This window comes from Herbaspirillum huttiense, assembly GCF_004367745.1.
In the GTDB taxonomy this organism is placed as follows: Bacteria; Pseudomonadota; Gammaproteobacteria; order Burkholderiales; family Burkholderiaceae_D; genus Herbaspirillum; species Herbaspirillum huttiense.
This window is the reverse complement of record NZ_CP037993.1, coordinates 1,225,235-1,239,687: the sequence shown is the minus strand read 5'-3', so window position 1 is coordinate 1,239,687 and position 14,453 is coordinate 1,225,235. Positions and strand designations below refer to the sequence as shown.

Here is a 14,453-nt window from a genome sequence, read left to right as displayed (position 1 = left end):
ACTCCCCGGAGACCGCGCACCTTGGCGGTCTCCCCGTTGCACCATCCTTCCAGGAGAATTCCATGATGCGGGAAGCCGTCATCGTATCCACTGCGCGTACTCCCTTGACCAAGGCCCATCGCGGCGAATTCAACGTCACGCCCGGCCCGACCCTGGCGGCCTTCGCCGTGCGCGCCGCCGTCGAACGTGCGCGCATCGATCCGGGCCAGATCGAGGATGCCATCCTCGGCTGCGGCTATCCGGAAGGCACCACCGGCCGCAACATCGCGCGCCAGGCCATCGTGCGTGCAGGGCTGCCCATCAGCATCGCCGGCACTACCGTCAATCGTTTCTGTGCGTCGGGCCTGCAAGCCATCGCGATGGCCGCAGGCCGCATCGTGGTCGATGGCGCCGATGCCATGATCGCAGGCGGTTTGGAAAGCATCTCGCAAATCCGCAGCCGCAGCGCCACCGACAGCGGCGACAGCGGCATGGATCCGTGGATCGTCGAGCACAAGCCCGAGCTCTACCTGCCCATGATCGAGACCGCCGACATCGTGGCCACCCGCTACGGCATCTCGCGTGAAGACCAGGACCGCTTCTCCGAAGCCAGCCAGCGCAAGACCGCCGAAGCGCAAGAAGCAGGACGCTACCGCGACGAGATCGTGGCCTGCACCACCACCATGCAAGTCACCGACAAGGCCAGCGGCCAGACCAGCCTGCGCGAGGTGACGGTGGAGGCCGACAACTGCAACCGCCCCGGCACCACCTATGAGGCACTGGCCAAGCTGGCCCCGGTGATGGGCGCGGACAAGTTCATCACGGCAGGCAATTCCTCGCAGCTCTCCGACGGGGCCTCGGCCTGCGTGATGATGGAAGCGCGCGCGGCAGAACGCGCGGGGTTGCCGGTGCTGGGCGCGTTCCGCGGCCTTGCCGTGGCCGGTTGCGAGCCTGATGAAATGGGCATCGGCCCGGTCTTTGCGGTGCCGCGCCTGCTGCAGCGCCACGGCCTGCGCATGGAAGACATCGGCCTGTGGGAACTCAACGAAGCCTTCGCTTCGCAGGCCCTGTATTGCCAGCGCCGCCTGGGCATTCCGGAAGAGCTGCTCAACGTCAACGGCGGCGCCATTTCCATCGGCCATCCCTTCGGCATGACCGGGGCCCGTCTGGCCGGCCACGTGCTCATCGAGGGCAAGCGGCGCGGTGCGCGCTACGCCGTGGTGACCATGTGCATTGCCGGCGGCATGGGCGCGGCCGGCCTGTTTGAAATCTATTGAAGCGCAGCATCGCTTCGCTGCATCCTCAAGGAGACTGGAATGGATCTGAATTTCACCCCGGCCGAAGAAGCCTTCCGCGACAGCGTGCGCGCCTTCCTCGCCGAGAAGCTGCCCAAGGCCTTGTCGGACAAGGTCGCCAGCGGCAAGCACCTGAGCCGCGATGAAATGGCGCAATGGCACGCCATCCTCAACGAACGCGGCTGGCTGGCCAATCACTGGCCCCGCGAATATGGCGGCACCGGCTGGACCGTGATCGAGAAATTCATCTTCGAACATGAATGCTGCCTGGCGCATGCGCCGCGCGTGGTGCCCTTCGGCGTCAACATGCTGGGGCCGGTGCTGATCAAGTACGGCAACGAAGCGCAGAAGCGATACTGGCTGCCGCGCATCCTCAATGGCGAGGACTGGTGGTGCCAGGGCTATTCGGAACCGGGCGCGGGTTCCGACCTGGCGGCCGTGAAGACGCATGCGGTACGCGACGGCGATCATTACATCGTCAACGGCCAGAAGACCTGGACCACGCTGGGCCACTACGCCAACATGATTTTCTGCCTGGTGCGCACCAACCGCGAAGCCAAGAAACAGGAAGGCATCAGCTTCCTGCTGATCGACATGAACGCCCCGGGCGTGGAAGTGCGCCCCATCATCACGCTGGATGGCGAGCACGAAGTCAACGAGGTCTTCTTCACCGACGTGCGCGTGCCGGTACAAAACCTGGTCGGCGAGGAAGATCGCGGCTGGAGTTGCGCCAAGTACCTGCTGACCTATGAGCGCACCAACATCGCCGGCATCGGCTTCTCGGTGGCCGCACTGCAACGCTTGAAGAAAATCGCCGCCACGCAACGCAGCCATGGCCGTCCGCTGGCCGATGACCCGCTCTTCGCTGCCCGCATGGCCCGCGTGGAAATCGATCTGGAGAACATGAAGACCACCAACCTGCGCGTCATCTCGGCGGTGGCCGGCGGTGGTGCGCCCGGTGCAGAAAGCTCCATGCTCAAGATACGCGGCACCGAGATCCGCCAGGAAATCACCGCCCTCACCCGCCGCGCCATGGGTCCTTATGCGCGCCCGTATCAGTGGCATTCGCTGGAAGAAGGTCACGACGGCGGCACGCTGGGTCCGGAAGCCGCTGCCGGTGCGGCCGCGCATTACTTCAACAATCGCAAGCTGTCGATCTTCGGCGGCTCCAATGAAATCCAGAAGAACATCATCTCCAAGATGATCCTTGGCCTGTGAGGAAACGCCCATGAATTTCGAGCACACCGAAGAACGGCGCATGCTGGCCGACAGCCTGCGCCGTCTCATTACCGAACAGTATGGTTTTGAAGCCCGCAAGCACCTGCTGCAATCCGCACCCGGCATGAGCCGCGACATGTGGTCGCAGCTGGCAGAGATGGGCGTGATCGGCGCGCTCTTCCGCGAGGAAGATGGCGGCTACGGCGGGGGCGGTTTCGACATCGCCGTGGTGTTTGAAGAGATCGGCCGCGGCCTGCTGCTGGAGCCCTTGCTGGGCAGTGCCATTCTGGTGGGCGAGGCCATCGCGGCCGCTGGCACGCCCGCACAGAAAGCCCTGCTGGAACCGATCATCGCCGGCCAGACGCTGGCCGCCTTGGCCCATGAAGAAGCCGACAGCCACTACGCGCCCACGCATGTGGCCACGCGCGCCACCCAATCGGCTGATGGAAGCTGGCGTCTGCAAGGGCACAAGGCGGTCGTGGTGCACGCGGAAGCGGCCGATGTATTCCTGGTCTCGGCGCGCACCAGCGGCGAAACCGATGATCCTGACGGCATCTCGCTGTTCCTGGTCCCGGCCGATACGGCGGGCCTGCAACTGCAAGGCAGCGACACCATCGACGGTGGCCGCGTAGCCGACCTGCTGCTGAAGGATGCATCTCTGCCCGCCGACGCTCTGCTGGGCAGCCCAGGCAATGGCGCTGCGCTGCTCGAACGTATCCTCGGACGCGGCGTGCTGGCCCTGTGCGCCGAAGCACTGGGCGCGATGGAAGTGGCCAAGGAAGCCACGCTCGATTACCTGCGCACCCGCAAGCAGTTCGGCCTGCCCATCGGCAGCTTCCAGGCCCTGCAGCACCGCATGGCCGACCTGCTGCTGGAAGTGGAACAGGCACGCTCGGCGGTCATCAATGCCGCTGCCGCCTTGGACGCCGACCGCCTCACGCGCGAACGCGCCTTGTCGGCGGCCAAGTTCAGCATCGGCCGCATCGGCACGCTGGTGGCCGAAGAATCGATCCAGCTGCATGGCGGCATCGGCATGACCTGGGAACTGCCGCTGTCGCATTACGCCAAGCGCCTGGTGATGATCGATCACCAGCTCGGCGACGAGGACCACCACCTGCAACGCTACATCGCGCTGGGCCGCGAAGTACCGGCATGAGCGAGGTCCTGCGCGAGCAGCGCGGCGCGGTGCGCGTGCTCATCAATCACGATCCGGCCACGCGCAATGCCCTCAACGCCGACCTGTACGTGGCACTGACGGCCGCGCTCGACGAGGCCCAGGCCGATCCGCAAGTGGGGGCCATCGTGCTGGCCGGGGGCGGCAACTTCTTCTGCTCCGGCGGCGACCTGCGCCTGCTGGCCCAGCGCCGCAGCATGGCACCCCAGCAACGGCGTGCAAAACTGGAAGGCTTGCACGACCTGATCCGCCATATCGGCCGCTGCAGCAAGCCGGTGATTGCAGCCGTCGAAGGCGGCGCGGCCGGCGCCGGGCTGTCGCTGGCCCTGGCCTGCGATCTGCTGGTGACCACGCGCCAGGCGCAGTTCTCGGTGGCCTACGTCAAGGTCGGGCTCACGCCCGATGGGGGCGTGACGGCTTTCCTTGCGCAATTCCTGTCGCGCCAGGTGCTGACCCAGCTGTGCCTGTCGGGCGAGCGTTTCAATGGCGAACGCCTGCATGCCATGGGCGCGGTCAATCAGCTGGCCGAGGCGGGACAGGCACTGCAAGCCGCCGTGCAACTGGCCGCCACCCTGGCCGACGGACCGGCACAGGCGATGGCCCGCATCAAGCATCTGTGCCAGCATGCCTACGGTGCCACGCTGGAAGAACAACTGGAACTGGAAGCGCAGCACATGGTGCTGTCGCAGGGTGAAGACGAGGCGGCCGAGGGCATTCACGCCTTCCTCGAAAAACGGCCCGCCGATTTCCGGCGGCTGCGGCAGACACCAAACGAATAGCATTACCGGGATGCGCAACCACGAAATACAGAAGAACAAAACGCAATACGCATCCCGTCCACGAGGAGACAACATGACTGAACAGACTGCATCCCTGCCACTGGCCGGCGTCCGCGTACTGGACCTCTCGCGCGTGCTGGCCGGCCCGTGGTGTGCGATGGTGCTGGGCGACCTGGGTGCCGAAGTGATCAAGGTCGAGCACCCCGAACGCGGCGACGACACGCGCGACTGGGGCACCCGCATCGGCTCCACCGAAACCGCGTATTTCAACAGCGTCAACCGCAACAAGCGTTCCATCAGCGTCGACCTGCAGACCGCGGAAGGCCAGGATATCGTGCGCCAGCTGGCCCGCAAGAGCGATGTGGTGATCCAGAATTTCAAGTTCGGCGGCGTACAGAAATTTGGCCTCGATTACGAAACCCTGCGCCGCGACAATCCCGGCCTGGTGTATTGCTCCATCACCGGCTACGACAGCAGCGGTCCCGAAGCCACGCGGCCCGGCTATGACCTGGTGATCCAGGGCGAATCCGGCCTGATGTCGCTCAATGGCGAGGCCAGCCAGCCGCCGTTGAAGCTGGGCGTGGCGGCGGTGGACTTGTTCACCGGCATGTATTCCGCCCAGGGCGTGCTGGCCGCGCTGTACCAGCGCCAGCAGACCGGACAGGGACGGCATGTGGAAATGGCGCTGTTCGATTGCGGCGTCATGATCACCTCGTATTACGGGCTGGAAGCGCTGATCCTGGGCGACGATCCGCCGCGCTATGGCAATGCGCATCCCTCCATCATTCCCTATGGCGTCTTTGATGCGGCCGATGGCAGGCTGGTCATTACCGTAGGCACCAACAGCCAGTACCAGCGTTTCTGCCACAGCGTCATCGACCGTCCCGACCTGGCCGAGGATGTGCGCTTCAAGACCAACGTCAGCCGTGGCCAGCATCGCGACGTGCTGGTCCCGGAAATCAACCGCGAACTCAAGGCCCGCAAGCGTGCCGACCTGCTGGCCAAGCTGCACCAGGCCGGCATTCCCTGCGGTGAAGTGCTGGGCCTGCATGAGGCCCTGACCAGCCCGCGCGCCACCTCGGCCGGCCTGGTCAGCACGCATCCGCATGCAGAAGCGGGCAGCGTGCAGGTGCTGACGCCGCCCTATCGCTTCGATGGCGAACGCCTGCCGGTGCGCAAGGCGCCGCCCTCCCTGGGTGAAGGCACGGGAGAAGTCTTGCAGTCGCTGCTGGGGATGGAAGAAGCGCAGATCGCCGCGTTGCGCGAACGCGGCGTGCTGTAGAGAAAAGAGCAAAAGAGGAAATCATTCGCCTGCAAGCCATCGTACAGGCGGCTTGCAGGCGATGTCGCTTCAGTTGGAGAAAGCTGCCAGCCCGGTGATGGCGCGGCCGAGGATCAGCGCATGCACATCATGCGTGCCCTCATAGGTGTTCACGACTTCCAGGTTCACCAGGTGACGCGCCACGCCGAACTCGTCGGAGATACCGTTGCCGCCCATCATGTCGCGCGCCATGCGGGCGATGTCCAGTGCCTTGCCGCAGCTGTTGCGCTTCATGATCGAGGTCTGCTCGATACCGGAATATCCCTCATCCTTCAGGCGGCCCAGGCGCAGGCAGCCTTGCAGGCCCAGCGAGATTTCCGTGAGCATGTCGGCCAGCTTCTTCTGCACCAGCTGGTTGGCTGCCAGCGGACGGCCGAACTGCTGGCGCTCCATGGTGTAGCGGCGCGCGCGTTCGTAGCAGTCTTCGGCTGCGCCCAGCGCGCCCCAGGCGATGCCGTAACGCGCGCTGTTCAAGCAGGTGAAGGGGCCCTTCAATCCGCGCACATCGGGGAAGGCGTTTTCTTCCGGACAGAAGACGTTGTCCATCACGATTTCCCCGGTGATGGAAGAACGCAGGCCGACCTTGCCGTGGATGGCCGGCGCCGACAAGCCCTTGGCCCCCTTGTCGAGGATGAAGCCGCGAATCTCGCCTTCGTCATCCTTGGCCCACACCACGAAGACATCGGCCACCGGGCTGTTGGTGATCCACATCTTGCTGCCGGACAGGCTGTAGCCCCCATCCACCTTGCGGGCGCGGGTGATCATGCTGCCAGGATCGGAACCGTGGTTGGGTTCGGTCAGGCCGAAGCAGCCTATCCATTCGCCGCTGGCCAGCTTGGGGAGGTATTTCTGTTTCTGCGCTTCGGTGCCGAAGGCATTGATGGGGGTCATCACCAGCGAGGACTGCACGCTCATCATGGAGCGATAGCCGGAATCGACGCGCTCCACTTCGCGCGCGATCAAGCCATAACAAACGTAATTCAACCCGGCACCACCGTATTGCTCGTCGATGGTCGCGCCCAGCAAGCCCAGCTCGCCCATCTCGCGGAAGATGCTCACATCCATCTTCTCGTGGCGGAAGGCTTCCAGCACGCGCGGAGCCAGGCGGTCCTGGCAGTAGGCCTGGGCGGCGTCGCGCACCTGGCGCTCATCGTCGCTCAGCTGCTGCTCCAGCATCAGGGGGTCGGCGTAATCGAATGCATGTCGTTGCTGCGTTTTGCTCATGGAAGCCTCTTTTGTGCATCAGGAATCGCTGCAGCAGCACAGTCTTCGCGGACCGTCCTCGCGCAGCGGCGGTGGACAAAAATATACGGACTGCCCCGCCCCGGCGCAAACGAATTGTTTGCATCACCGTGTGCGTTTCACGCACTCCGGTTCCGCCTGTCGAGACAGCTTCCACGACACCGGCTCAACCCAATCCGCTGGGCAGTCGATAGGCCTTGGCCTGTTCTTCCAGCCAGTCCTGGAACAGGCGCAGCAGCGGCCGCTCCGAGGTGCGCTCGGGATAGATCAGGTAGTAGGAATGGGTGCTCAGGTAATCGTGATCGACTGCCACCACCAGCAGGCCGCGCCGCAATTCATCCTCGATCAGGAAGCGCGGGATCAGCGCCACGCCCATGCCCACGATGGCGGCCTGGGTCAGCATGGAGAACAGTTCCAGTTGCGTGCCCACCAGGTCGTTCTGCACCTGCATGCCGAAGGAGGCGAACCACTGCCGCCACACATAGGGCCGCGTGCTCTGCTGCAGCAGCGGATAGGCCAGCAGTTCGGTGGGCGTGAGCTTGCGGCCGGCACCGATGAGCTCGGGGCTGGCCACGGCCACCATGCTCTCGCGCATCAGGAACACGCCCTCGGTGCCGGGCCAGCTGGCTTGCCCGGCGTAGAGCGTGGCATCGAGATTGGTCTCTTCGAAAAGGAAGGGCCGGGTGCGCGGCCGCAGGTTGACGGTCACGCCCGGATGCGCCTCCAGGAAGGAACGCAGGCGCGGCAGCAGCCAGCGGGTGGCGAAGGTCGGCATCACGCCCAGCTCCAGCGTATCGCCATGGCCATCGCGCGACATCAGGTGCAGGGCATCGCGTTCGATTTCATCGAGGCGCTGGCCGACCTGGTGGCTGTAGCTCACGCCCGCCTCGGTCAGGCGCACGCCGCGCTTGGTGCGGCGAAACAGCTTCAGGCCCAGGAATTCTTCCAGCGCGGCCACCTGGCGGCAGACCGCGCTCTGCGTCACCGCCATTTCCTGGGCGGCCTTGGTAAAGCTCTGGTGCCGCGCGGCCGACTCGAAGACGGCCATGGCCTGGGTGGAGGGAATCTTTCGGCGCATCGTGCGAAAAAGGCGGAGAAGTGAATTTTATGCACATCTTACTGCAGCTCCGGCGTCTTCCATCGTACCTCATTGAATAATCTTGTACGACATCCTGACAACCATCGATATCAAACAATCGATATCAATTAACGCATTGCCAGCATGATTAATTTCATTGGATGGAAATCTTGCCGGTCGTTAAGATCAAGCCCGATCCAGCCATGCGACCATCGAACAGCAAGCGCCGGCGGCCAAGGGAGGCCGCTGGCTACAAGAGAGACAGGATGGGCAGGAAGCCGACGCTTCGTGACGGCATGACAGCATGACATCACCAGCACTTCATTGCTCCCGCAACCACGCCCCCCGGCCGGTTGCTGCTCTTGACGCCCGCTCGCCAAACGGGCGGCCTCGCAGAAACGTTCGACCGCATCGTTCGGATCCGACACTGAAAACGATATAAATCGAATGCGAGGAAGACATGATCTGGTTCTACAACCTCAACATCGCCAAAAAACTGGCGCTGTCCTTTGCGGTGGTGATTGCGCTGACCCTGTTGCAGGGCCTGTTCGCCATGAAGGAACTCAAGCAGGTCAACAGTGCTTCCGGCGAGATCGTCAACAAGTGGATGCCGACCATGGATGCCGCGCGCGAGCTGCAGGGTTCACTGCCACCGCTGCGCCTCAATGAACTGGAACTGGTCACGGCGGTGACGCCCCAGGAGCGCAGCGCTGCCAACCAGTCCATCAAGAAACGGCTGGATGCGCTGGCCAAGCAGCGCGCGGTATTCGAGCAGCGCATGTCCGAACCCGAGGAGAAGGAACAGTACGCCCAGTTCGGCAAGAACCTGGCTGCCTACCTGAAGGTGGATGAACAACTGGCCGAGATGGCGGCCAACCAGCAGTATGACGAGACACGCGCCCTCTTCAATGGCGAATCCGCCAAGCTCTACGCCGCGATGGTCGGCAACCTCAACGCCATCGTGAAGCTCAATGCCAGCGGCAGCGCGCGCGCTGACGAAGAAGCTTCGGGCGTATTCCGCGCGGCGCAGCGCTGGATCGTGGGCTTGCTGGTGGCGACGGTGGCCATCGGTTCGCTGCTGGCCTTCGTGGTGGCGGCCAATGTCGCGCGCCCGTTGAAGGAAGCAGTGGAAATCGCCCAGCGCGTGGCACGTGGCGACCTGACCCTGCGCATCCGCCCGGCCGGCCGCGATGAAACCGGACGCCTCATGGAAGCCCTGCGCGTGATGAACGACAGCCTGCGCGACATCGTCAATGAGGTGCGCCAGGGGACCGACACCATTGCTACCGCCTCCAACGAAATCGCCCGTGGCAATCTGGACCTGTCCAACCGCACCGAACAACAGGCCGGCTCGCTCGAAGAAACGGCGTCGGCCATGGAGCAGCTCACCTCCACCGTCACCCAGAATGCCGACAACGCGCGCCAGGCCAACCAGCTGGCGGCCACCGCCTCCGACATCGCCAGCCAGGGCGGTGACGTGGTGGGCCAGGTGGTGCAGACCATGGAGGGGATCACCGAAAGTTCGCGCCGCATTGCCGACATCATCAGCGTGATCGATGGCATCGCCTTCCAGACCAACATCCTGGCGCTCAATGCAGCAGTGGAAGCGGCCCGTGCCGGCGAGCAGGGACGCGGCTTCGCCGTGGTGGCCTCGGAAGTGCGCTCACTGGCCCAGCGCTCGGCCGGTGCGGCCAAGGAGATCAAGGAACTGATTGACGACTCGGTGCAGAAGGTCAGCGCCGGCAGCGCTTTGGTGGAACGTGCCGGCAGCACCATGACCGAAGTGGTGGCCAGTGTACGCCGCGTCACCGACGTGGTGGCCGAGATCAGTGCGGCCACGCAGGAACAGAGCGGCGGCATCAATGAGGTCAATCTCGCCATCACGCAGATGGATGAGACCACCCAGCAGAATGCCGCGCTGGTGGAGCAGGCGGCGGCAGCAGCGGATTCGCTGAAGGGACAGGCGGGGAATCTGGCGGCGGTGGTGGGGAAGTTCAAGCTGGAGTGAGGCCATCACGGCCGACATCGGATCGCCTGACGTCGGCGGCGTGCCGGGGCCCCGCATGCAGTCAATCGCGCCCTGTCACGGCCCCATGCGCGAGAGCAGCAGCCTGAACCCGAGCGTCATCATGACGGCACCGGCGGTCCGGTCGAACCAGTGCTTGCCCTGCACATACCAGCGGCGCGGACGCGCTGACGAGAGCGCCACGGCCACCAGGCCATACCATCCCGCTTCGATCAGGAAAACCAGCAGCAGCGTCAGTCCCTTGAAGGGCAAGGACGTCTCGGCCGGCAAGAAGGCGGCAAACACGCTGGTGTAGGCGATGGCGGTTTTCGGATTGCTGATCTGGGTGACCAGGCCCAGCCACAGGGACCGACGGGACAGGGACGGTGATGCATCGCGCTGTGCGATGTCGTCCGCCATCAAGGGCGTACGCGCCCCGCGCCAGATGCGCCAGCCCATGTAGGCCAGATAAACACCACCCCCGAACTTCAACACCAGATAGAGCGAAGGCACTGCCAGCAGCACTGCTTGCAGTCCCAGCAAGGCCGCTCCTGCAAAGAGCACGCCGCCGATGCCCATGCCCAGTGCGGCCAGCAGGCCATTGGCTCGTCCGCCGCCGACCGAGGTGCGCGCCACCATCACGAAGCTGGGGCCGGGGCTCATGGTGGCCACGCTCAGCGTGGCGGACAGTGCGATCAGTTCAGCAAGATGTTGCATGGACAGGCTCCTTTTGGCGACGAGGGCGCACCTCATTCGCTTGTTTTTTCAGGAAGAACGGCACCTCGCTCGCGCCTATGCCCAGATCAGTGAGCTCGCGCGCCCCCATCTCCCGCAATTCCCGCGCAGCGCCCCCGTGTGAAGCGTGCTGGTCCCCGAGGACGCGGGCAAGGACCTGGCTGACGATGTGCCGCATGGACTTCTCCCTGGATGAATGCGCAGATCATCCGCCAAACGAAGTCATTGGTAAAATTGAGTTTGATGACAGCCACTATCATGAAACCTGATGAGAGAACTCAGCCTCGACCAGTTGCGCACCCTGGTCACCATCGTCGACCTCGGCACCTTCTCCGCTGCCGCCAATGCGCTGCACCTGGCCCAGCCCACGATCAGCCTGCATGTCAGCGATCTCGAAGAGCGCCTGGGCAGCGCCCTGCTCATGCGCGGCAGTCGCCGCGTACAAGCCACGGCGCTGGGCGCGCTGGTGATCGACCGGGCCCGGCGCCTGTTGCGCGATGCCGACGATCTGCTCGATGTCGCCAGGAAACATGTCGAAGGCAAGGTCGGCCGGGTACGGCTGGGCACTTCCACCGGTGTGGTGGTGAACCTGCTGCCGCGCGTACTGCGCCAGCTGGAAAACAGCTACCCCGGCATCGACGTGGAGGTCAACATCATGGGCTCCAACGAAACCATGGCGCGCCTGCAGGAAGGCACGCTCGACATCGGCCTGGTCGCCATCCCCATCACGGCCTCCAAGGACATCCAGATCACGCACTGGCGCAGCGACCGCATGATGGCTTTCCTGCCGGCGACCTGGAAATCGCCCGCCGCCGTCAAGCCGGGCTGGCTGATGGACAAGCCCATGATCTTCAACGATGCCACCACGCAGATGTACCGGCTCACCATGGCCTGGTTTGCCGAGGCCGGGGAAAACCCGCGCGCGCGCATCGAACTGAACTACAACGAAGCCATGAAGAGCCTGGTCTCCGCCGGCTACGGCGCAGCCATCCTGCCGCTGGAACAGCCCCTGGCCGCCGAACTGGAGCGCCACAAGGACATCCGCATCGTGCCGCTGTCGCCGGTGCTCAAGCGACACATCGGTGTGGCCCATCGCGCCCTGCCCAACCTGGACAAGGCCACCGTGAACGTGCTGGAGACCATACGGCAGTTCCAGGAAGCCTGACGGGGCTGGTAGCGCGCAGGAAGGTGCATTAAACACAGCTTAATGCTCGATTCACCGAGCATTAAGCACGGCGCAATCCCGATCTCCTATAGTCGATGCTCATCGACCTACCCTCTTCAGGAGTTCCCCATGAGCCTGGCCACCCTGCCCACGCCCGCCGCCTTGATCGACATCTCGCGCATGGAGCGCAACATCGCCCGCATGCAACAGCGCATGGATGCGCTGGGCGTGCGCTTCCGTCCGCACGTCAAGACCACCAAGTGCCAGCAGGTGGTGCAGGCGCAACTGCAGGCTGGTGCGCGCGGCATCACCGTCTCCACCCTCAAGGAAGCCGAACAGTTCTTTGCCGCCGGCATCACCGACATCGTCTACGCCGTTGGCATGGCGCCCACCAAGCTCGGCCAGGCGCTGGCGCTGCGGCGCCAGGGCTGCGATCTCAAGATCGTGGCCGACAGCGTGGTCTGTGCCGAGGCCATCGTGGCCTTCGGCCAGGCGCAAGAGGAATGTTTCGAGGTCTGGATTGAAATCGACGTGGATGGCCACCGCTCCGGCATCGCCCCGGAAGACGCCACCCTGCTGGCCGTGGGCAACGTACTCCATGCCGGCGGCATGCGCATCGGCGGCGTGATCGCCCATGCCGGTTCCAGCTATGACTACGACAACGACGCCGCCCTCATCGCCGTGGCCGAACAGGAACGCGTCGGCTGCGTGCGCGCCGCCGAACGTTTGCGCGAAGCCGGCCTGCCCTGCGACGTGGTCAGCATCGGCTCCACCCCGACCGCCCTGCGCGCCGAACACCTGCGCGGCGTGACCGAAGTGCGTGCCGGTGTCTATGCCATGTTCGACCTGGTGATGCACAACGTGGGCGTCAATACCATGGACGAGATCGCCCTGAGCGTGCTGACCACCGTGATCGGCCACCAGCCCGAAAAAGGCTGGGCCATCGTCGATGCAGGATGGATGGCGATGAGCCGCGACCGCGGCACGCAAGGACGCAAGCACGACTTCGGCTATGGGCAGGTTTGCACGGAAGACGGCAAGGTGCTGGAAGGCTACCTCATGAGCGGGGCCAACCAGGAACACGGCATCCTCTCGCGCCAGGGCAGCCCGGATGCGCAGATCGCAGAGCACCTGCCCATCGGCACGCGCCTGCGCATCCTGCCCAACCACGCCTGTGCCACCGGTGCGCAGTACCAGCAATACCAGGCCATCGCCGCCGATGGCAGCGTGGCGACCTGGCCGCGCTTCAACGGCTGGTAACGGCTCCGCCCGTGAGCCCGCTGCCGAAGTAAGACTGCGCAAGCGCCACCCAGTAACGCACGCCTTCTTCGATGATGTCGTCGTTGAAGTCGTAGTGCGGGTGGTGCAGCGAGTGCGAGGCACGGTCCTGCGGCGCATTGCCGATCAACACATAGGTACCGGGCCGCTCCTCCAGCATGAAACCGAAATCCTCGGAGGTCATGTTGGCCGGGATACCGGTACGGATGCGTTCATCGCCGAAGGTCTGGCGAATCACCCGTTCGCAGAAATCGGTCTCGGCCGGGGTGTTGATGGTGGCCGGGTAGTACTGGAAGAATTCCACCTCGACCTTGGCCCCATAGGCGTCGGCCAGCGCATGGCACATGCGGCGGATATCTTCCTGCAGCTTCTGCTGCAAGGTGGAGGACAGCGTGCGAATGGTGCCGCGCAATTCGGCGCGGTCCGGGATGACGTTGTCGGTATCGCCCGCATGGAACATGCAGACCGAAATGACGGCAGGGTCGACCGGATCCTTGTGGCGCGCCGCGATGGTCTGGCACTGCAGGACCATGGAGCAGGCCAGCGGGATCGGGTCCAGCCCCAGGTGCGGCTGGGCCGCATGGGCGCCCTTGCCGGTGATGGTGATTTTCAGGCGCGAACCGGCGGCCATGATGGGACCGGTACGCAAGCCGAACTGCCCGGCGGGCAAGCCGGGCCAGTTGTGCATGCCGAACACGGCTTCGGTCGGGAACTGCTCGAACAGGCCGTCATCGATCATCTTGCGCGCCCCCGCCCCGCCCTCTTCTCCCGGCTGAAAGACGAAGTGCACGCTGCCCGGCAAGGTCGGCTGCTGCTTGAGCACGCGCGCCGCGCCCAGCAGCATGACGGTGTGGCCGTCATGCCCGCAGGCGTGCATGATGCCGTGGCTGCACGAGGCGTGCGCAAAATCATTGGCCTCGACGATGGGCAAGGCATCCAGGTCGGCGCGCAGCACGATGCCGCGTTGCGGATCGCTGCCCGGCAGGCTGGCTACCACGCCGGTGCCGCCCAGGCCACGCGTGACCTCATAGCCCAGCGCTTGCAGCTCCTGCACCACCACGTCGGCGGTGCGATGTTCCTCGAAACGCAGCTCGGGATGCGCGTGCAGGTCGCGGCGCAGGCCGGCCCAGTGGGCGCGGTGCTGGTGCAAGGAGTCGTGCGAATGTTCAGTGTGTTCCATGATG

General features: G+C 64.7%; 12 protein-coding genes. 8 read left to right on the top strand and 4 right to left on the bottom strand.

Annotation, left to right across the window (positions count from 1 at the left end; translation table 11 throughout):
- Positions 1–65 precede the first annotated feature (65 nt).
- The 5 genes from E2K99_RS05520 to E2K99_RS05500 all read left to right on the top strand — a co-directional run bounded on the left by E2K99_RS05520 (position 66) and on the right by E2K99_RS05500 (position 5,727).
- On the top strand, positions 66–1,256 hold the full coding sequence (locus tag E2K99_RS05520; RefSeq protein WP_134224038.1) for an acetyl-CoA C-acyltransferase: 1,191 nt from the start codon (positions 66–68) through the stop codon (positions 1,254–1,256).
- Positions 1,257–1,295: 39 nt separating this feature from the next.
- A complete protein-coding gene (locus E2K99_RS05515; RefSeq protein WP_134221601.1) occupies positions 1,296–2,492 on the top strand; it encodes an acyl-CoA dehydrogenase family protein in 1,197 nt (398 codons plus the stop codon).
- 10 nt (positions 2,493–2,502) lie between these two features.
- A complete protein-coding gene (locus E2K99_RS05510; protein WP_134221600.1) occupies positions 2,503–3,648 on the top strand; it encodes an acyl-CoA dehydrogenase family protein in 1,146 nt (381 codons plus the stop codon).
- Positions 3,645–4,445, top strand: a complete 801-nt coding sequence (locus E2K99_RS05505; protein WP_134221599.1) for an oxepin-CoA hydrolase, alternative type — start codon at positions 3,645–3,647, stop codon at positions 4,443–4,445. Before E2K99_RS05510 ends, E2K99_RS05505 begins: the two co-directional genes overlap by 4 nt.
- A 73-nt stretch (positions 4,446–4,518) precedes the next feature.
- On the top strand, positions 4,519–5,727 hold the full coding sequence (locus E2K99_RS05500; RefSeq protein WP_134221598.1) for a CaiB/BaiF CoA transferase family protein: 1,209 nt from the start codon (positions 4,519–4,521) through the stop codon (positions 5,725–5,727).
- A gap of 69 nt (positions 5,728–5,796) precedes the next feature.
- On the opposite strand, the gene E2K99_RS05495 is transcribed toward E2K99_RS05500, so the two are convergent.
- Positions 5,797–6,990, bottom strand: coding sequence for an acyl-CoA dehydrogenase (locus E2K99_RS05495; protein WP_088755249.1), 1,194 nt, complete (start codon positions 6,988–6,990; stop codon positions 5,797–5,799).
- Positions 6,991–7,174: 184 nt separating this feature from the next.
- Entirely contained in the window at positions 7,175–8,086 is a 912-nt protein-coding gene (locus tag E2K99_RS05490) for a LysR family transcriptional regulator (RefSeq protein ID WP_034332540.1), read from the bottom strand.
- 460 nt (positions 8,087–8,546) lie between these two features.
- On the opposite strand from E2K99_RS05490, the gene E2K99_RS05485 reads away from it, so the two are divergent.
- Entirely contained in the window at positions 8,547–10,094 is a 1,548-nt protein-coding gene (locus tag E2K99_RS05485; protein ID WP_134221597.1) for a methyl-accepting chemotaxis protein, read from the top strand.
- 75 nt (positions 10,095–10,169) lie between these two features.
- Here E2K99_RS05485 and E2K99_RS05480 read toward each other — a convergent pair whose 3' ends face one another.
- Entirely contained in the window at positions 10,170–10,808 is a 639-nt protein-coding gene (locus E2K99_RS05480) for a LysE family translocator (RefSeq protein WP_134221596.1), read from the bottom strand.
- Between the two features lie 286 nt (positions 10,809–11,094).
- Here E2K99_RS05480 and E2K99_RS05475 point away from each other — a divergent pair, with 286 nt between their 5' ends.
- Both E2K99_RS05475 and E2K99_RS05470 read left to right on the top strand, forming a co-directional pair.
- Positions 11,095–11,991 (top strand): LysR family transcriptional regulator, encoded by an 897-nt coding sequence (locus E2K99_RS05475; RefSeq protein WP_134221595.1) that lies wholly within the window; start codon positions 11,095–11,097, stop codon positions 11,989–11,991.
- 129 nt (positions 11,992–12,120) lie between these two features.
- A complete protein-coding gene (locus E2K99_RS05470; RefSeq protein WP_134221594.1) occupies positions 12,121–13,251 on the top strand; it encodes a DSD1 family PLP-dependent enzyme in 1,131 nt (376 codons plus the stop codon).
- Here the strand turns inward: E2K99_RS05470 and E2K99_RS05465 are convergent.
- Entirely contained in the window at positions 13,238–14,449 is a 1,212-nt protein-coding gene (locus tag E2K99_RS05465; RefSeq protein WP_121044784.1) for a M20 aminoacylase family protein, read from the bottom strand. The two genes, E2K99_RS05470 and E2K99_RS05465, sit on opposite strands and share 14 nt — an antisense overlap.
- Positions 14,450–14,453 lie beyond the last annotated feature (4 nt).

Excerpts from the sequence above, each read along its gene's own strand:
- E2K99_RS05520 (WP_134224038.1), top strand. The coding sequence starts at position 66 with ATGCGGGAAGCCGTCATCGTATCCACTGCGCGTACTCCCTTGACCAAG.
- E2K99_RS05475 (WP_134221595.1), top strand. The coding sequence starts at position 11,095 with ATGAGAGAACTCAGCCTCGACCAGTTGCGCACCCTGGTCACCATCGTC.
- E2K99_RS05495 (WP_088755249.1), bottom strand. The coding sequence starts at position 6,990 with ATGAGCAAAACGCAGCAACGACATGCATTCGATTACGCCGACCCCCTG.
- E2K99_RS05480 (WP_134221596.1), bottom strand. The coding sequence starts at position 10,808 with ATGCAACATCTTGCTGAACTGATCGCACTGTCCGCCACGCTGAGCGTG.
- E2K99_RS05515 (WP_134221601.1), top strand. The coding sequence starts at position 1,296 with ATGGATCTGAATTTCACCCCGGCCGAAGAAGCCTTCCGCGACAGCGTG.
- E2K99_RS05470 (WP_134221594.1), top strand. The coding sequence starts at position 12,121 with ATGAGCCTGGCCACCCTGCCCACGCCCGCCGCCTTGATCGACATCTCG.
- E2K99_RS05500 (WP_134221598.1), top strand. The coding sequence starts at position 4,519 with ATGACTGAACAGACTGCATCCCTGCCACTGGCCGGCGTCCGCGTACTG.
- E2K99_RS05510 (WP_134221600.1), top strand. The coding sequence starts at position 2,503 with ATGAATTTCGAGCACACCGAAGAACGGCGCATGCTGGCCGACAGCCTG.
- E2K99_RS05485 (WP_134221597.1), top strand. The coding sequence starts at position 8,547 with ATGATCTGGTTCTACAACCTCAACATCGCCAAAAAACTGGCGCTGTCC.
- E2K99_RS05505 (WP_134221599.1), top strand. The coding sequence starts at position 3,645 with ATGAGCGAGGTCCTGCGCGAGCAGCGCGGCGCGGTGCGCGTGCTCATC.
- E2K99_RS05490 (WP_034332540.1), bottom strand. The coding sequence starts at position 8,086 with ATGCGCCGAAAGATTCCCTCCACCCAGGCCATGGCCGTCTTCGAGTCG.
- E2K99_RS05465 (WP_121044784.1), bottom strand. The coding sequence starts at position 14,449 with ATGGAACACACTGAACATTCGCACGACTCCTTGCACCAGCACCGCGCC.